Source organism: Kitasatospora sp. NPDC004745, assembly GCF_042873275.1.
In the GTDB taxonomy this organism is placed as follows: Bacteria; Actinomycetota; Actinomycetes; order Streptomycetales; family Streptomycetaceae; genus Kitasatospora.
This window is the reverse complement of the sequence record NZ_JBIALK010000016.1, coordinates 145,192-162,482: the sequence shown is the minus strand read 5'-3', so window position 1 is coordinate 162,482 and position 17,291 is coordinate 145,192. Positions and strand designations below refer to the sequence as shown.

18 protein-coding genes are annotated in these 17,291 nt (G+C 73.9%); 15 read left to right on the top strand and 3 right to left on the bottom strand.

Annotated elements, in window-relative coordinates; translation table 11 throughout:
• Positions 1-50: 50 nt before the first annotated feature.
• Positions 51-767, bottom strand: coding sequence for a GntR family transcriptional regulator (locus ACFYUY_RS24880; RefSeq protein WP_360206587.1), 717 nt, complete (start codon positions 765-767; stop codon positions 51-53).
• Between the two features lie 186 nt (positions 768-953).
• On the opposite strand from ACFYUY_RS24880, the gene ACFYUY_RS24875 reads away from it, so the two are divergent.
• From ACFYUY_RS24875 to ACFYUY_RS24850, 6 genes are all read left to right on the top strand, one after another.
• Positions 954-1,751: an SDR family oxidoreductase gene (locus ACFYUY_RS24875; protein WP_360206590.1), complete on the top strand. Its 798-nt coding sequence runs from the start codon at positions 954-956 to the stop codon at positions 1,749-1,751.
• A gap of 146 nt (positions 1,752-1,897) precedes the next feature.
• Complete coding sequence (locus tag ACFYUY_RS24870) at positions 1,898-2,182, top strand: hypothetical protein (RefSeq protein WP_360206593.1); 285 nt, start codon at positions 1,898-1,900, stop codon at positions 2,180-2,182.
• Between the two features lie 214 nt (positions 2,183-2,396).
• Positions 2,397-3,194, top strand: a complete 798-nt coding sequence (locus ACFYUY_RS24865; RefSeq protein ID WP_360206596.1) for a GNAT family N-acetyltransferase — start codon at positions 2,397-2,399, stop codon at positions 3,192-3,194.
• A 112-nt stretch (positions 3,195-3,306) separates the two neighbouring features.
• The gene (gene infA, locus ACFYUY_RS24860) at positions 3,307-3,531 is read left to right on the top strand and encodes a translation initiation factor IF-1 (protein WP_360206599.1); all 225 of its coding nucleotides are present in this window, start codon (positions 3,307-3,309) and stop codon (positions 3,529-3,531) included.
• A 554-nt stretch (positions 3,532-4,085) separates the two neighbouring features.
• Entirely contained in the window at positions 4,086-4,439 is a 354-nt protein-coding gene (locus ACFYUY_RS24855) for a beta/gamma crystallin domain-containing protein (protein WP_360206601.1), read from the top strand.
• Positions 4,440-4,712: 273 nt separating this feature from the next.
• Positions 4,713-5,435, top strand: a complete 723-nt coding sequence (locus ACFYUY_RS24850; RefSeq protein WP_387903756.1) for a hypothetical protein — start codon at positions 4,713-4,715, stop codon at positions 5,433-5,435.
• 283 nt (positions 5,436-5,718) lie between these two features.
• Here the strand turns inward: ACFYUY_RS24850 and ACFYUY_RS24845 are convergent, their stop codons facing one another.
• Together ACFYUY_RS24845 and ACFYUY_RS24840 are read right to left on the bottom strand one after the other, a co-directional pair.
• Positions 5,719-6,159, bottom strand: a complete 441-nt coding sequence (locus ACFYUY_RS24845; protein WP_387903754.1) for an ATP-binding protein — start codon at positions 6,157-6,159, stop codon at positions 5,719-5,721.
• A gap of 158 nt (positions 6,160-6,317) precedes the next feature.
• Positions 6,318-6,707 carry an STAS domain-containing protein gene (locus tag ACFYUY_RS24840; protein ID WP_360206610.1) on the bottom strand — a complete coding sequence of 130 codons (390 nt, stop codon included), beginning with the start codon at positions 6,705-6,707 and terminating at the stop codon, positions 6,318-6,320.
• Positions 6,708-6,928: 221 nt separating this feature from the next.
• On the opposite strand from ACFYUY_RS24840, the gene ACFYUY_RS24835 reads away from it, so the two are divergent.
• The 9 genes from ACFYUY_RS24835 (at position 6,929) to ACFYUY_RS24795 (ending at position 17,262) form a co-directional block, all read left to right on the top strand.
• Positions 6,929-8,584 carry a PP2C family protein-serine/threonine phosphatase gene (locus ACFYUY_RS24835; RefSeq protein ID WP_387903752.1) on the top strand — a complete coding sequence of 552 codons (1,656 nt, stop codon included), beginning with the start codon at positions 6,929-6,931 and terminating at the stop codon, positions 8,582-8,584.
• A gap of 11 nt (positions 8,585-8,595) precedes the next feature.
• Positions 8,596-9,705 carry a B12-binding domain-containing protein gene (locus tag ACFYUY_RS24830; protein ID WP_387903816.1) on the top strand — a complete coding sequence of 370 codons (1,110 nt, stop codon included), beginning with the start codon at positions 8,596-8,598 and terminating at the stop codon, positions 9,703-9,705.
• Complete coding sequence (locus ACFYUY_RS24825; RefSeq protein ID WP_360206613.1) at positions 9,702-10,061, top strand: STAS domain-containing protein; 360 nt, start codon at positions 9,702-9,704, stop codon at positions 10,059-10,061. Before ACFYUY_RS24830 ends, ACFYUY_RS24825 begins: the two co-directional genes overlap by 4 nt.
• A 191-nt stretch (positions 10,062-10,252) precedes the next feature.
• On the top strand, positions 10,253-12,217 hold the full coding sequence (locus tag ACFYUY_RS24820) for an APC family permease (protein WP_360207162.1): 1,965 nt from the start codon (positions 10,253-10,255) through the stop codon (positions 12,215-12,217).
• Positions 12,218-12,532: 315 nt separating this feature from the next.
• A complete protein-coding gene (locus ACFYUY_RS24815) occupies positions 12,533-13,375 on the top strand; it encodes an STAS domain-containing protein (protein WP_360206614.1) in 843 nt (280 codons plus the stop codon).
• Positions 13,372-13,749: an STAS domain-containing protein gene (locus tag ACFYUY_RS24810; protein WP_360206616.1), complete on the top strand. Its 378-nt coding sequence runs from the start codon at positions 13,372-13,374 to the stop codon at positions 13,747-13,749. The genes ACFYUY_RS24815 and ACFYUY_RS24810 overlap by 4 nt, the downstream gene beginning before the upstream one ends.
• Positions 13,746-14,162, top strand: coding sequence for an anti-sigma regulatory factor (locus ACFYUY_RS24805; RefSeq protein ID WP_360206618.1), 417 nt, complete (start codon positions 13,746-13,748; stop codon positions 14,160-14,162). Before ACFYUY_RS24810 ends, ACFYUY_RS24805 begins: the two co-directional genes overlap by 4 nt.
• The gene (locus ACFYUY_RS24800) at positions 14,150-15,418 is read left to right on the top strand and encodes an ATP-binding protein (RefSeq protein WP_387903750.1); all 1,269 of its coding nucleotides are present in this window, start codon (positions 14,150-14,152) and stop codon (positions 15,416-15,418) included. Before ACFYUY_RS24805 ends, ACFYUY_RS24800 begins: the two co-directional genes overlap by 13 nt.
• Positions 15,415-17,262 carry a hybrid sensor histidine kinase/response regulator gene (locus tag ACFYUY_RS24795; RefSeq protein WP_387903749.1) on the top strand — a complete coding sequence of 616 codons (1,848 nt, stop codon included), beginning with the start codon at positions 15,415-15,417 and terminating at the stop codon, positions 17,260-17,262. The genes ACFYUY_RS24800 and ACFYUY_RS24795 overlap by 4 nt, the downstream gene beginning before the upstream one ends.
• The last annotated feature ends 29 nt before the right edge of the window (positions 17,263-17,291 follow it).

Here is a 17,291-nt window from a genome sequence, read left to right as displayed (position 1 = left end):
CACAATAATTGTGCACGCGCGTAAGTTGCAAGCGCTGCCTATTTTTCCCGTCAGGCGACGCCTGGGTCGTGCCCGGGGCCGGTGCCCGCCTCGCCGGGCAGCAGGGCGAGCAGGCTGCGGCGGGCCGAGTCGACGTGCTCGCCGGCCAACCGGTCGAGCTCCTCCGGCGCGCCGCCGCCCCGCAGCAGCCGGGCCAGCTCGCGGTGCTCGTCGACGACCAGGGCGCGGTACTGCCCGCGGGCGAGCGCGACCCGCTGCAGCTGGAACAGGAACACCTGGGAGCGCACCGCCTGCCAGGCGTCCGTGAGGCGCCGGTTCCCGGCGGTCGCGTACACCTGGTCGTGGAAGGCCATGTCCAGTGCCAGCAGGTGCGGCACCCCGGCGCCGTCGGCCAGTGCGGCCGCCATCGACTCGACCAGTCGGTCGAGCTCGTCCAGCTGTGCCGGTGTCGCCCGCCGGGCGGCGGTCACGGCGGCCAGCCGGTCGAGCGCGGCACGCACCCGGTAGACCTCCTCCACGTCGTCGGCGGTCGCCGCCACCACGGTGGTCGGGCGGTGCCAGCCCGTCCGGACCAGCCCCTCCCGCTCGAGCCGGGCGATGCCCTCGCGCACGGCGCCGCGGCTGACGCCCAGCGAGTCGGCCAGCTCGGTCTCCCGCAGCGGGGAGCCGGGCGGGAAGTGCCCGTCGAAGATCGCCTCGCGGACCCGGTCCGCGACCTCGTCGGCCAGCCCTCTGCGGGTGGCCTTCATCAGGGGTAGGTCACTCATGCCCGAATGTTGACATTCGGACGCTGTCGGGATCAAGGTGGAACCGCCGCCGTGTCGTGCACGGTGCGTCCCGCTCGCGACCCCCAGGGAGCGTCACCCATGACCCGTCCAGCCCCCGCGGCGACTGTGCCGACCGCGGAGCCGGAAACGACCGTGGTTCCCGCGGAGCCGGGAACGACCGCGGACGTGACGGCGTCCGCAGCGACCCCGGCGTCCCGTCCGGTCCGGGGCGTCCTGGTCACGGGAGCCTCCCGGGGCATCGGCCGCGCCGTCGCGCACGCCTTCGCCGCCGCCGGCGACCGCGTCGCCGTGCACTACGGCTCGAATGCCGCACAGGCCGAGGCCACCCTGCTCGCACTCCCCGGCGACGGCCACGTACTGGTGGGCGGTGACCTGAGCGACCCCGCGACCGCGCAGCGCGTCGCCGACACCGCGCACGCGGAGCTCGGCGGGGTGGACGTCCTGGTCAACAACGCCGCCGTCGCCACCTCGGAGGCCAACGCGCACCCCGTGGCCACGGTCCCCTACGAGGACTGGCAGCGGATCTGGCGGCAGATGGTCGACGTCAACCTGCTCGCCGCGGCCAACCTCAGCCACTGCGTCGCCCGCCACCTCATCGCCCGCGGCGCACCCGGCCGGATCGTGAACATCGGCTCCCGCGGGGCCTTCCGCGGCGAACCGGACCACCCCGCCTACGGTGCGACCAAGGCCGCCCTGCACGCACTCGGCCAGTCCCTCGCCGTCGCCCTGGCCCCGCACGGCATCTCGGTGACCTCCGTCGCCCCCGGCTTCACCGCCACCGAACGCGTCGCCGACCGGCTGACCGGCCCCTCCGGCGACACCCTGCGCGGCCAGAGCCCCTTCGGCCGGGTCGGCACCCCCGAGGAGGTCGCCGCCGCCGTTCGCTACCTCGCCTCGCCCGAGGCCACCTGGGCCTCCGGCACCGTCCTCGACCTCAACGGCGCCTCCCACCTGCGGCTCTGAGCGGCCCGGGCCGCCGCAGTCCGACGGCGGCCGCCCGGTCGTCCGCGCGCCGTCGAACGGGTGGGTAGCCTTCCCTGCGGCAGGGGTTCCACCCGAACCGCCCCGGAGCGATCCGGGTCGTGCCGCGGTGACCCGGGGGAGGCGTCGTGCCGATCGAGTTCGTCCGTCGCGTGGACGGCCTGGTGTACCGCTTCCGGGAGGACGGGACGTTCAACGGCCGACCGTCCTACCGGCGGCTGGACCTGGACGTCCGGTGCCGGTGGCTGCCGGAGCGGGGCTGGTGCACCGTCGACGCCGACGGAACCGCCAACTCCTGGCCGCTGCACGGCCGGAGCGGCGAGGAGGAGGTGCCGCCGCGCGGCCCGTGGCGCAGCTGGAAGGCCGGCAGGTCGTACCTGTACGACCTACGGCACCTCGACGAGCCGCGCTGAGGGCCCCGTGCGCCGCGGCGCGGGCCGCGTGCGTAAATCGGTTGGGCGGACGACATCCGGCTGGTAACGTCTGCGCAGCCGTGAACGAACGCGAGGAGGTGAGACCCATGAAGGCTGTCAGCAGGTGGGTGCTCCCCCTTGTCGTCACGGCGGGCGATTGACGAAGGTGTCGCCGGGAGCGCCTCGGAACAGGTACTCCCGAAAGGCCACACCCATGAACCCTTCCCATCCCGCCTCGAACCAGGTCGACCGCGAGGTCGCGGTGACGAGGATCTCGGACACCCAGTGGCAGGCCGTCGCGGACGACCAGGTGGTCGGCTGCGGCGACGCCTCGCGCCGACCCGACGGCCGGCTCTTCGTCAGCGTCGACGTCTGGCAGGACGCGGACTTCGACCTCGTCGCCACCGCCATGCTGGCGGACCTGGCGGTCCCGCTGTACACCGTGGTCGACGAGGCCGACCCCGCGTCGACGGCCGCCTGGCAGCGGGTCGGCTTCGCGGTCGAACGCCGCGAGTGGGGCTACGTCGTGCCCACCGACCCGCAGGTCACCGGACTCGGCGAGGTGCAGCCGCCCGCCGGCGTCACCGTCCTGCCCGCCGGCGAGGCACAGGAGGCCCCGCTGCTCGCCCTGGACCGCGTCGTCCGCGACGAGGTCGAGGCCTCCGTCGGCTGGTGCTCGATGCCGGCCGAGGTCCTGCCGCGACCGGCGGGGACGACCGTCGTCGACTCGTCGCAGTACGCTGTGGCTCGGCAGGGCGACGAGTACGTCGGCCTGATCCGGGTGAAGCGGCTGCCGAGGCAGCCGCGGATCGGACTGGTCGCCGTCCGCGCCGACCAGCACCGCCGCGGGGTCGCCCGGGCGCTGCTCGCCCACGCACTGGGCGAGCTGCACCGCTCCGGCACCGCCACGGCCTGGGCCGAGGTCACGGAGACCAACACGGCCGCCACCGCCCTGTTCGAGGGCATCGGAGCCCGTCGCTCGGGCAGCACCCTCGAGCTCGTCCGCCGCTGACGCCCTGTCACGCGTTCGGCGTCTCGTCGCACGACCGTATGACCGCACGATCGCCACACCGCCAAGCCGTATCCGCACCCACCGTACGTCGACGAACGAAGAAATGAGACTCATGACCAAAGCAGCAGGAAGCAGCATCGAGGTCGAAGGCACCGTCACCGAGTGCCTGCGCAACGCCACCTTCAGGGTGGAGCTCAAGAACGGGCACACCGTGCTCGCCCACATCAGCGGGAAGATCCGGAAGAACTACATCAAGATCCTCCCGGAGGACCGGGTCCTGGTGGAGCTCAGCACCTACGACCTGACCCGCGGCCGCATCCGCTACCGCTACAGGTAGGACCGCAGCGACGCCGGCGCCACCCCACGGTGGCGCCGGCGTCGCCGTGTCCGGGCCCGTGCCGCCCGCCCGTTCGGCCGAGGGCCCGTCCTGCCGAACCCGTGGGGCGGGGGCGCAGGATATATCGCGCGCCGGTCGGGCGCCTCGCCCGCCGGGGCGCCGCGGCCGGTTCCACTCATCCGGCGGACGGTTGCCGCCACGGCCGCTGCCCCGCGCCACCGGCGGCCCGGCGGACGGACCGGGGATGAGCCCGTCGGCCCAGGTCAGGACGGGGGTGATCACCGCGGGGCCGGCTGCTGGCGGCCACCGCCGCGTCCGCGTGTCGCCCCGTCGCACGCGCCCCACCCGCCCGACGAGCCCCGCCACGCACGGGCGAGGCGGATGGATCTGGCCGATAAGCCGTCAGTCCGTGGTCGATGAGATTGACTGCGAACGAAGGGGCTGGGGATGCTGATCGGGCACGATGCAATCGCCAATCGGTTGCGCGGTGGATTCCGGGCTCCGGATTCCGGGTTCTGATTCGGAATTCGATTCCATTCGGATGAGGAGAATTCGTGATCTCGAAGACGAAGAAGATCGTCGGCTCGCTGACCGCCGCGTTCGCCGCGGCGGCGGCGTTCACGGTGGCGGTGCCGTCCGGCACCGCGTTCGCCATCGACCACATCGAGTGCCGGGGCGGGGAGGACTTCCTGAAGATCTGGTCGCACAGCGGCGGCAGCCAGAGCGTCGACTGTTACGCGAACGCCGGCCGGACGTCCTTCGGCGGCTGGTGGGTCGACCGGATCTCCACCGGGAACAACGACCTCATCTACTACGATGCCAACGGCGACTCCGTCAAGATCCCGCGCTGGACCGACATCTCGTTCCCGAACCGACCGCCGCAGGTGAACTCGATCGAAATCCTCTGACGGACCGCCGGTTGAAGGCCGGGCGCAGGCTCTCAGCCGAGTTCCGGAACGGCTGAGCGCTCGCGTCCGCCGACCCGACTCCGGGTGGATACCGAATTCCCCTGCCAAAGGAATGCGCCCACCCGGCTCCGTCCCCGCGGCCGTCCCCGGATCCGTCCCCGGGGCCGGCCGCGGAGGGCGTCCTGGCCTCGGTGGTACGCCGCCTCACCGCGGTGACGCTGGGTGACCCGGGGCCCAGGACAGATGACGGACCGCCACCACTAGACTCCCCGCGTGTCTTCCCATCAGCTGATAAGCCTGGCCTCCGGTCTGAGCCTCGTCACAGCACTCGTCGTCCTGGTCAGTCGCTGGAGCGCCGGCGCCCGGGCACCGGAACGGCCGTCGGTCGCGCTACCGACCTTCGAGTACCGGGCGCACGGCGGTTCCGGCTGGATCGACCAGACCCTCGCCATCACCAACCCGAACGCCGTCGACGTGGCCCCGGTCCTCGCCTTCACCCCCGTGGACGCCGACGGGCGCGCCCTGCGCAAGGTCCGCGTCGGCACGGCGTACGGCAGCGACCGGGGCGAGCTCGTGGTCCACCCCGACGGCGGCTTCGACGTACTGAACTTCTCCGGCCCGGACGCGGACCGGGTGGCCGACGTCCGGGTGACCGTCACCAAGCTCCTGGTGCTGCCCGCCGCCGGCCCGTCCGGCTACATCGAGGCCAAGCCGACCCGCGGCGGCGAGGCGGTCAGCCGCTTCGCCACCTTCGACGCCGTCGTCCTGGAGAACCCGCATCCGGAACCGGTCACCCGACGTGTGGTGCACCTGGTCTACGACTCCCCGCGGCCCGGGGCCTCCCAACAGGTCGTCCACGTGACCCCGATCGGAGACCTCGCCGTGGTGCCCCCCGAGGGCCACCTGGTCGTCCCGGTCACACCCCCCGTCGCCGCCCTGATCCGCGACCGCGGCGCCGGCCAAGCCGTCAGTCTCAAGACCTACCCCTCCCGCTGACCCACCGCCCCTCGGGCCCCCGGGAACCGGCCGCCCCACGGCCCAGGGACGCTCTGATCGCCGTTGCTGCGCGCCGGCCCGGTCGGGTGCAGCCCCGCTGCCCGCGTTCCCGCGGCCGGCGCCGGGCCGGCGGCACAGCCGCGTACGGGACCGAGGGCGGGACGAGGCCAGCCCGTTCCGGGCTCTGCCGTCCGGTCGTCCTGTCGTGCCTCCGGCTCGCCGACGGCTCCCACCGGGAGCGCCCGGAATCGCCCCGCAGACGGGGTTGACGACGGTGCAAGCCCTAGCGGACGGGAACCGTGATGCTGATGCGCTTGCCGCCGGTGGGCAGCGGCCGGACGGTGCAGCTGGCGGAGATCCGGCGGACGATCATCCAGCCGCGGCCGCCGAGCCGGCTCGGGTCCCGGCCGTCGGGCTCGGGCTCCCGGGGGCACTGGCTGGTGGCGTCCTCGACCTCGATGCAGAGCACCGTGGCGTCCGCGACCAGCCGGGCGCGGAACGCGGTGAGGCCTCCGCCGTGGCGTAGGGCGTTGGTGACGAGTTCGGTCGCCGCCAGGTGGGCGTCCCGACGGGCGGCGCCGGTGTCACCGGGGACGTGGTCGAGCAGGCCGGTGATGACTGCCCGGGCCTGCGCGGCCGTGGTCACCGCGCGGCCGGCGTCGACCGGCCCGGACAGCGGCTCGTCCGCGAGCTCTCCCGCGGGGGCCGGTACGTGTGCGGACACGGGGCTCGCCGTGCGGTCGGGGCGGGGGGACGGTTCCGGCATGCGAGGACCTCGAATGAGTGGAGTCGCAGGGCGTCCGGCGGCGTGCGGGGCCCCCGAGGCGTCGGCTGCCGCGTGCCCCGGAGGTCGGGCACGCCGCCGCACCGCACCGGCCGCGGTCATCGGCGGTCGCCCCTGCGCGGCTTCGTGACGTCCGCGCCGGCAGCCGCCTCCCTGGCCGAGGCTGCGAAGTGGAAGTAGCCGGCGGTGGCGGAAACGTCGAACAGTCGCTGCACCACCGGGTCCAGCGGACCGGCGATGACGAGTCGCCCGCCGGCTGCGGCGAGGCCCCGGTGCGCCTCGAACAGGGTGTGCAGGGTGGAGGAGTCGGCGAAGGTCACCCCGGACAGGTCCGCGATCAGCAGGGCCGGACGGCGCCCACGGGCGCAGCGGATCCTCTCGGCGAAGTCCTGGGCGCTCTCCCAGTCGAGATCGCCCCGGGCGCACACCACTTGATGGCCATCCGGCTCGCGGGCTTCGCGGCTGCCCGCCTCGGCGTTCTCCGTCATAGCGGGATGCTACGGCATCCCGCTGTGACGGTGCCGGGCGGGTCCCCCGTCCCTGTGCAGGACGTTACGATCGCCCGGTACGGGGCGTACTGTCGACTCTGTCGGCCTTGGACGGACATCGGGCCACCGGCGTGGTTCGTCCCCGTCCGCGCCGCATCCGCGGTGGTCTCCGGCCGCTGACAGCACGAGTGACGAGGTGATGGTCCGACAGGGCCGACGCGATGGTACCCCTTCCGACGGACACCCCCCGCACGACGGCCGAACCCGGGCTGACCTTCCTCGGTGATGCCCCTTATCCGGTCCTGGTCCTGGCGGCCGACGGATCGGTCGTACACGGCAGCGACGCTGCCTGGGAGCTGATCGGCGGCCCCGCCGGAGCGGAGGGCGGGACGATCGCACCGTGGCTGCTCGACGCGCACCTGCGGATCTCGGCCGACCGCGACGGCCGCGACCACGACCCCCGACCGGCGGCGGTGCCGGTGCGCGGGCTCCTCGCCGGTGGCGAGGTGGAGGCCCATCCGTCGGTCCGGGCGGACGGCACCGTCGTGTGGTGGCTGGTGGACGGCGCCGACCGTGGTGTCGCACTCGCGGTCGAACGCGAACGTTGGTCACTCCTGGCCCAGTTGTCGAGCCTGCTGCTCTCCTCGCTGAACGTCCAGCGGTGCCTGGAAACCACCGCGCAGCAGGCGGCCGCCCACCTCGCGGACGCGGCGGTGGTCATCTCGCCGACCAGCGGCCGGGTCTTGCGCTTCGTGTCCTGTGTACGCGGCGGCCGACCGGTGCACGGCGGCGTACGGGCGGACCCGGCGGAGGTCCCCGGCCTAGCGGAGGCCCTGCGCGGCTTCCCGCCGGTTCCGTCGCGCTGGATCGACCCGGATGCGGCGCCGGACTGGCTGCTGCCCGACGGTCTGGACGCCCTCGGCGCGGTGTCCGTCACCCCGCTGCCGGGTCACGGCGTGCCCGCAGGGGCGCTCGTGCTGCTGCGCGGCCCCGGGCACGGCGCGTTCGCGCCGTCGGAGGAGGTCTTCGCCCGGCTGTTCGCCGCCCGGGCGGGCGCCGCCGTCTCCGCCGCGGTGATGTACTCGGAGCAGGCCGCCGTCACCGACCTGCTGATGCGCGAGCTGCTGCCGCCGCGGCTGGAGCAGGTCAACGGAACGGACTACGCGGGTGGCTACCGGGCCTCCGTCGACCGGGACCGGATCGGGGGCGACTTCTACGACGTCCACCCCGCCGCGGATCCCGATGGTGAGACGCTGGCGGTGCTCGGCGACGTCTGCGGAAAGGGGCTCGAAGCCGCCGTGCTCACCGGCAAGATCCGCAACACCCTGCACGCGCTGCTGCCGATGGCGGACGACCACCCCCGGTTGCTGACGCTGCTCAACCGAGCCCTGCTGACCTCGCACCACACCCGGTTCGCCACGATGGTGCTGGCCTCGGTCCGCCGCCGGGAGGAGCGGGTGACGGTCCGGCTGTCGGCGGCCGGCCACCCGGCTCCGCTCATCGTCCGTGCCGACGGGCGGGTGGAGGCGGCCCGCACCTCAGGGAGCCTGGTGGGCGCGCTCCCGGAGACCACCGTCGAGTCGGACACCGTCGTCCTGGCACCGGGCGAGGCGTGCGTGCTGTACAGCGACGGCGTCACCGAGGCCCGCGGCGGCCCCCTCGGCGACGCGATGTTCGGCGAGGAGCGTCTGCGCCGGGTACTCGGCGAGTGCGGGTCCATGCCCGCGGAGGCGATCGTCGAACGCGTCCTGATGCTCGCCTCCCAGTGGGTCGGCAGTGGCCGCCACGACGACATGGCCGTCATGGTCGTCGCCGCGCCGCGCAGCGGCGGGCTGCCCGGGGACGGCGGGCGCGGCATCGACGGGTTCGCCGCGTGACGGCCCTCGACATCACCGTCACGACACCGTCGGCGGGCGCGGCGGACCACTGGGCCGACGAGCTGTGGGCCGCGGTCGCCGCCGGCAGCGAGTCGGCGGCTCGTGCCGTCGCCTTCGGAGCACTGAACGCGGGCGTGAGCCCCGAGTCCGTCCTCCTGGACGTGATCGCCGAAGTCCAGGCCAGGGTCGGCCACGCCTGGGCGGCGAACCGGATGACGGTGGCGCAGGAACACGCGGCCACGGCCGTCAACGACCGGGTCGTCACCGCGCTTGCGCACCACCCGGCCGTCCTCGACGCCACGCCCCGGGATTCCCGGGGGCGGGTCACCGTGTCGTGCGTCGACGGTGAGTGGCACGCCTTTCCCGCCCGGTTGCTCGCCCAGGTGCTGAGTCTGCACGGCTGGGAGGTCGACCACCTCGGCGCCCAGGTGCCGACTCCGCACCTGATCGGCCGACTGCACCGCAGCGCCCCCGTCGCCCTGGCGCTGTCCGCCTCGCTCGCCCCGCGCCTGCCCGCCGCCCACACGGCGATCACCGCCGCCCAAGCCGCGGGCGTCCCCGTACTGGCGGGCGGGGCGGCCTTCGGCCCCGACGGCTGCTACGCCCGTCTGCTCGGCGCCGACGGCTGGGCGGGGCACGCCCGGGGCGCGGCCGAGTGGCTCGCCGACGGCCCGCCCGCCCCCGTGCGGCACCAGCCCCTGGACGACCTGCCCCACCTCGCCGACCAGGAGTACACCCTGGTCAGCCGGAGCGCGCCGCGCCTGGTCGGCGCCGTCATGTCCGGCCTGGCCGAGCGGGTCCCCGCCGTGCGCGGCTACGCCGAGGTCCAGTTGCAGCGCACCGCCGAGGACATCGCCCACATCGTGGACTTCCTCGCCGCGGCCCTCTACACCGACGATCGGGACCTGTTCGGCCGGTTCCTGACGTGGACCGCCGGCGTCCTCACCGTCCGCGCGGTCCCGGCCGCCTCCCTGCTGCCCGCCCTGGACGTCCTCCGCCACGAGCTACGGGACCTGCCGCGCTCCGTCACGATCCTCGATCACGGCCGCACGGTCGTCGACCTCCTGACCGACCCACCGAACGTCCTCCACCAGCACCAGCACCACGGAAACCCGGCATGACCGCGACCCCCGAACCCGTTCCCGACGTCCTCACCCCCGAGCCGTCCGCGACGCTCACCGTCGAGGTCGAGGGGGACCTCGACCACGAGACCTGCGACGCGCTCCTCACCGACGTCACCACCGGGCTGTCCGCCCGGCCGTCCGTGACGACCGTCCACCTGGACTGCAGCGCCATGACCATGTGCGACTCCATGGGCCTGTCGACCCTGCTCCAGATCCGCCGACACGCCGACGCCGCCGGGTTGAGCCTGCTGATCGAACCCCGTCCGGCGCTCCTGGACCGCGTCCTCCAGCTCACCGGCACCTCCGACTACCTGCTCCGCCGGTCCCCAGGGAGCGGCTCCCCGGGCCTCTGACCCCCGCACGCCTCACCCGAACGAGCGGCCTTTCCACCGTCGCCCGACACGTTCGGCATGCTCCGCGGTTCCCGGGGCAGTCGAGCGGGAGCCTCCGGCAGAACGCCGGACGGACCGCCCGAAGGGGGACGAGGGTGACGGTCACGGAGCGGACGCGGGCGGAGCAGCGGCAGGTCGCCGCGGCGGGCGAGGTGCCGGAACGCCTCGGGTACCGGGTCAAGCGGCTACTGCTGGGGCCGCCCCTGGTGACGGCGCAGCTGCGCGAGGAGACGCTCTCCAAGCCGGTGGCGCTGGGCGTGCTCGCACCGGACTGCATCAGCTCCAGCGCCTACGGCACGGAGCAGATGCTGACGCAGCTCCTCCCCGTGGCCGGCATGGCGGGCTTCGCCCTCGTCATGCCGGTGACCGGGGTCATCCTCGCCCTGCTGCTCCTGCTCACCCTGTCGTACCGCGACGTGGTGACCACCTACACCCGGGCCGGGGGTTCCTACGTGGTGGCGCGGGAGAACTTCGGCCCGCGCACCGCCCAGATCGCGGCGGTGGCCCTGCTGATCGACTACGTCGTCACCGTCGCGGTGCAGACCGCCGCGGGTACGGACGCCCTGGCCTCCATGGCACAGCTGCTCCTCCACACCGACATCGGCCCGGACAAACTGTGGATCTCCGTGGGGGTGCTGGGCCTCCTGTGCTACGGGAACCTGCGCGGCATCAGGGAGGCGGGCAAGGCGTTCTCGGTCCCCACGTACCTGTTCGTCGCCGCCGCCGGCCTGACCGTCGTGGTGGGGCTGGTCCGGTTGGCGGCGGGCAGCCTGCCGAGGCTGGGCACGGCCGAGCTGCACGCCGTCGGTGCCGTGCCGGTGGGCACGCCGGGCGACGGCCTGCTGATGGGCGCCTCGCTGTTCGTCCTGCTGCGGGCCTTCGCCAACGGCGGGTCCTCGCTCACCGGCCTCGAGGCCATCTCCAACGGGGTCGGCGCCTTCCGCGAACCGCGGGGCGTCAACGCGCGCCGCACCCTGGTGGTCATGAGCGCGGTCCTCGGCGGCCTGGTGCTCGGGATCTCCGCGCTCGCCTGGTGGACACACGCGATCCCGTACACCTCCGGCAGCCCGACCGTGCTGGCCCAGGAGGCGCACCTGGTCTTCGGCGGGAGTGCCCCGGGACAGGCGATGTTCGCACTGGTCCAGGTCGCCACCGCGCTGATCCTCTACACCGGCGCGAACACCTCCTTCAACGGCTTCCCGTTCCTGGCCGGCTTCGTCGCCGAGGACTCCTTCCTGCCGCGCCAGCTCACCCGGCGCGGCCACCGGCTCGCGTTCTCCAACGGCATCCTGGTGCTCACCGCCGTCTCCCTGGCCCTGCTGCTCGTCTCGCGCGGCAACCTCACCCACCTCGTCTCGCTGTACGCGATCGGGGTCTTCACCGGCTTCCTCATGGCGACCGCCGGCCTGGCCAAGCACCACTGGCAGCGCCGGGGGAGGCACCGCACCGTCAAGACCGCCGTCAACGCGGCCGCCGCGGCCGCCTCCGCCGCCGTGGTCGTCGTCTTCGTCGTCACCAAGTTCACCGAGGGCGCTTGGCTCGTGGTGGTCGTCTTCCCGGTCGGCGTGTGGGCCCTGATCCGCACCAACGAGCGGTACCGCAACGAGGCCGAGGCCCTGGAGGCGGCGCCCGCCACCGCCACCGGCGCGACCCGCCCGCGCCACGTCGTGCTGGTGCTGGTCGACCGGCTCGACCTCGCGGTCCTCACCGCGCTGCGCTACGCGCACACCCTGCGCCCCGACGGGCTGCGCGCCGTGCACGTCGCCCTCGACACGGCGCACGCCGAGCACCTGCGGCGTTGCTGGGAGGCCAGCCGGGCCGCCGACGTCCCGCTCGACCTGGTGGAGTGCCCGGACCGCCGGCTGCACCGCGCGATCGCCCGGCTCGCGGGCCGCACCACCGCCGACGGCCGCACCCAGGTCACCCTGCTGATCCCGCGCCGCTCGTACGGCCCGGTCCTGGGACGCCTGCTGCACGCCCGCAGCGGGGACTCGATCGCCCACGCGGTGAGCCGGCTGCCGCACACCGCCGCCACCATCGTGCCCTTCGACGTCTCGGCGGCCGTCCGGGAGCACCGGCACGGCGGACCACCGGCGGCGTCGTCGCGGTGCCCCTGAGCGCACGGGTCGTCGCCGGGTGCCTGCTGCTCAACGGGTCCGGATGGTCCGCAGGGAGGGCGGCCTCCCGGCCGACCCGCTCGCGCTGCCGGCCGGGCTCGCCGTCCTGGGCACGCCCGGACGGCCGGTCGCGGCGACCCCCGCCGAGACGGGCCCGTCGCGGCCGTGATCCGGGCCGATCGGAAATCGGCGGGCCCGAACGTGCATGGGATCCGGATCGCGGGGCAGACGGGGCCCGGTTGACCCGGGGCGACGGGTCGGGCCCCGGCCCGGGTCTCCCGGGACCGGTATGCCTGTGATGGAAGGGTGCGCCTGATGGCGGTAGAGGAATCGTCCGAACGGCTCGTCGAGCTCCTGACGCGAAACGACGCCGTGCTGGACCAATGGGTGGAGGCCGTGTCGGCCATCCTGCGCGGCCGGATCAGCCGGGCCGAGCTCGAGAAGGAACTGACGGACCTGTACCAGGCCCTGGCCCAGGCCCTGCGCCAGGGCGGCCTGGAGTGGCAGGAGGAGGGGTACTCCGAGGTGCGGGCGCTGCTGGTGGAGCTCTCGCGCAGCCGGGCCCGGCACGGGTTCACACCCACCGAGACCGCGATGAGCGTCTTCGCCTGCAAGGACGTGCTGGAGCCCACCACCGCCAGTTCCGCCGAGGACATCACCGCCTACCTCCAACTCGCACGCTTGCTGGACGCGTTGGGCCTGTTCACCATCGAGGTGTACGCCCGCACCCGCGAGGAGATCATCAGCGCCCAGGCCGAGCAGCTGCTCGAACTCTCCACCCCGGTGGTGAAGCTGTGGGAGGGCGTACTGGCCGTGCCGCTGGTCGGAACCCTGGACTCGGCTCGCACCCAGATCGTCATGGAGACGCTGCTCCAGAGCCTGGTGGACTCCGAGGCCGAGCACGCCATCATCGACATCACGGGTGTACCGGCGGTGGACACCGAGGTCGCCCAGCACCTGCTCAAGACGGTCGTGGCCGCCCGGCTGATGGGTGCGGAGTGCACCATCTCCGGCATCCGGCCGCAGATCGCCCAGACTCTCGTGGCGCTGGGCGTCCAGTTCGGGGACATCGTCACCAAGGCGACCCTGGCCGACGCGTTGCGGTACGTGCTCCAGCGCATCGGTGGCGACCACGCCGTGACCGGCGGTCACCAGTGACCGAGCGCGTCCCCATCCTCAAGCTCGGCCGGGTCCTGCTGGTGTCGATCCAGATCGACCTGGAGGACCAGACCGTGGTCGACCTACAGGACGACCTCGCCGCACGGATCGTGGCGACCGGTGCCATCGGGGTCGTCATCGACATCACCGCGCTGGAGATCGTCGACTCCTTCGTCGGCCGGATGCTGGCCAACACCGCGGCGATCTCCCGGATGCTCGACGCCGAGACGGTCGTCGTGGGCATGCGGCCCGCGGTGGCGATCACCCTGGTCGAACTCGGCCTGTCCCTGGGCGGGGTGCGCACCGCCCTGACCCTGGACAAGGGCCTCGCCCTCCTGGACCGCGACCGCACCGCACGTGCGGACCGCGCATGACAGGGTCAGCCGGAGAAACGGAGCAGACGGTCCCGATCATGTCCAACGACGACGTCGTCCGGGCCCGGCAACTGGTGCGCACCCTCGCGCAGCAGGCCGGGCTCTCCCTGGTGGACCAGACCAAACTCGTCACCGCCGCGAGCGAACTGGCCCGCAACACCCTGGTCTACGGCGGCGGTGGAGCGATGCACTGCGGCACGGTGCGCCGGGACGGACGGAAGGGCGTGCACGCGGTGTTCGAGGACAGTGGCCCGGGCATCCCCGACATCCACCTCGCCCTGACCGACGGTTGGACCTCCGGCGGGGGCCTCGGGCTCGGCCTGAGCGGTGCGCGCCGCCTGGTGGACGACTTCGCCCTGGAGAGCGCGGCCGGGGCCGGCACGAAGGTGTCGGTGACCAAGTGGCGACGCTGACGGTCCCGTTGCTCGAGTGCGAGGACGCGGTCTGGTTCCGGGACGCCGAATCGTTGCCCGCCGCCGCGCGCAGTGCGGCGCGGGCCATCGCGCACCGCGCCGGGCTGCTGCCGGAGAGGGTCGCCGAGGTCGGGCTGGCGGTCAGCGAGGCGGCGACCAACCTGCGTCGCCACGCGGTGGACGGCTCGCTCCTCCTGCGGGTGGTGCGCACCGACAGCGAGGCGGCCGTGGAGTTCGTCGCTCTGGACAGTGGCCCCGGGATGGCAGACGTCCCCCGCTCGCTCACCGACGGAGTCTCGTCCGGAGGGACGCTCGGCATCGGCCTGGGCGCCATCGTCCGGCTCGCCGACACCTTCGACGTGCACTCGCTGCCGGGCAGGGGCACCGCGATGACCGCGCGGTTCTGGAACCACACGCCCGGCGGCCGCCGCGCGGCGGCCGGCAGGGAGGCGGTGGTGGCGGGCGTCACCCGGCCGATGAGCGGCCAGGAGCTCTGCGGGGACGCCTGGGCCGCACGGCCCGTGCTCGTGGCACCGCCGGCCGGACCGGACCGGGCGCCCGCGGGGGCCGGAGCAGGACGGTCACGCCGCCAGACCGCCGATGGAACCGTCCTGGACTGGTCGGTGCTCACGGGCGCGGCCCGGCGCTCGGCTCAGCCCCCCCTTCAGGACCACGGCACGCCGGTCTCCTCACCCGGCGGGCCGACCCGGTCGACCGGGCCCGTGGGGTCGACGGCCGACCCCACCACCGGGGCGTTCCTCGTCATGTTCGTCGACGGGTTGGGCCACGGGCCGCTGGCCGCCAAAGCCGCGCTGGACGCCGTCGCGGCCTTCCGCCGCAGCGCGGCGCGAACCCCGGAGGCCGTGTTGTCCGACGTCCACGGCGCCCTGCGCGCCGGACGCGGCGGAGCGGTCGCGGTCGCGCTCGTCGAGCCCGCAGCGCAGCGGATCGGCTTCTGCGGCGTCGGGAACGTCAGTACCTTCGTGGTGGCCCCGTCGACCGGGACCCGCCGCTCACTGCCGTCCGCGCCCGGCATCGTCGGACACCAGATGCCCGCCCTGCACACGGTCCGTCATCGGCTCGCCCCCGGCAGCGCGGTGGTCATGCACTCCGACGGCCTGACCGACCGCTGGCAGGCCCAGGCCTTCGCCGGCGTGCTCGAGCACCTGCCGGTCACCGCCGCCGCGCTCCTGCTGCGAGAGGCCGGCGTGCGCCGGGACGACGCGGGCGTCCTCGTGGCGAAGGGCCCGTGGTGACGGGCCCCGAGGAACCGCAGGTGGTCCGGCTGGGGACGGTCCCGGTCGCGTCTGCGCAGGACGGCTTCGCTCTGCGCCGCATCGGCAAGTCCGTCGCCGAACTGCTCGGCTCGGACGGCCAGGACGCGATCCGGCTGGCCACCGCCCTGAGCGAAATCAGCCGCGACATGCTCGGATCCGGCCGGCTCACCACACACTTCGACCTGTGCACGGCGCCCGGGAGGGTACTGAGCGTGACCGTGGACTGGCACGGCTCCGACGGCCCGTCCGCCGACGCCCTGAACGCCTCCGCCCGCCTGCTCCCGACCAGCCACGGACCGGCCGACGGCGGCGGCTGGGTGCGCCTGGACCACCGGCTCCCCGCACCGACCGGCGAGCAACCGGACGGCGCGGAGGAGGCCCGCCGGCTGTTGGACGCGCACGGCGGCCCGGCCGACCCGGACGACTTCCAGGCGCAGACCCAGGACCTGATAGCCGCGCTCGAACGGACCAGGGCCCAGAGCGAGGAACTGAAACGGCTCAACGACGAACTGGCCGAGACCAACCGCGGCGTCGTCGCGCTCTACGCCGAACTCTCCGAGGAACTTGAGGAGACCAACCGCGGCGTCGTCGCCCTCTACGCCGAGCTGGACGAGAAGTCGCGGCAACTGCGCGAGGCCAGCGAGGCCAAGACCCGGTTCTGGGCCAACGTCAGCCACGAGCTGCGCACCCCCGTCAACTCCGTCGTGGGACTGGCCGAGCTGCTCCTCGCGGACGCGGACGCGCCGGCGGCGGAGCGCGGACACCGGCTCTCACTGATCGCGGACTCCGGCCGCACCCTGCTCGCACTCGTTGACGAGCTCCTGGACGTCGCCAAGGCAGAGTCCGGGAACCTCGAACCCAGCTGGGCACCGATGGACCTGCACGCCGTGCTCGCCCAACTGGACGGCACACTGCGCGGTCTCGCCCGGCCCGGCGTCACGCTGTCCGTGACCGCCGACGCCGACCCCGGCCCGATCCTCGGCGACGAGACCATGCTGGCCAGGATCCTGCGCAACCTGCTGTCCAACGCCCTGAAGTTCACCGAGGCCGGGTCGGTCCGCCTGACGGCACACCTGGACGGTACCGGAGGCGCGGCCGGCCCGGGCGAGCTGGTGCTGACCGTCTCCGACACCGGCATCGGCATCCCGGCGGACCAGCACGCGCGCGTGTTCGAGGAGTTCTACCAGGTCAAGGGCCCCCACCAGCGCGGCCGCCACGGCACCGGGCTCGGCCTGCCGTACGCCCGGCGGCTGGTCGGACTGCTCGGCGGGACGATGCACCTGGAGAGCAGCCCGGGCAGCGGCACCACCATCACCGTCCGGCTGCCGGCCGCGCCCGCGCCCGGCCCGGGCGTGCTCCCCCGCGCAGCCCGCCTGGTCGTGGTGGACGACGACGCGGCGTTCCGGGCCGTCCTGCGGCCGCTGCTGCGAGACCTCACCGACCACGTCGTGGAGGTCCCGGACAGCGGCGACGCCCTCGCCACCCTCCGGCGCGAGCGCCCCGACGCCCTGATCCTCGACCTGCACATGAGCGGCCTCGACGGCTACGCGGTCCTCGCACGACTGCGGGGCGACCCGGACCTGCACGGGCTCCCGGTCGTCGTCCTGACCTCGGCCGACCCCTCCTCCCTCGACCGCGACCGGCTGACGCACGCCCGGTCGGTGCTGCAGAAGTCCGGCCTGACCGCCGGGCGGCTGTCCACTGCCCTGTCCACCGCGATCGCGCCCCCGAACGGACCGCTGGGCCGTCCCCTCCGGGACGCGTCCGCGGCCCCCGAGGGCGCACCGCCCGAGCACCACGTTGAAACGGAGGGCGGACCGTGACCACCGCAGCCCCCGACGCAGGCCCCGCC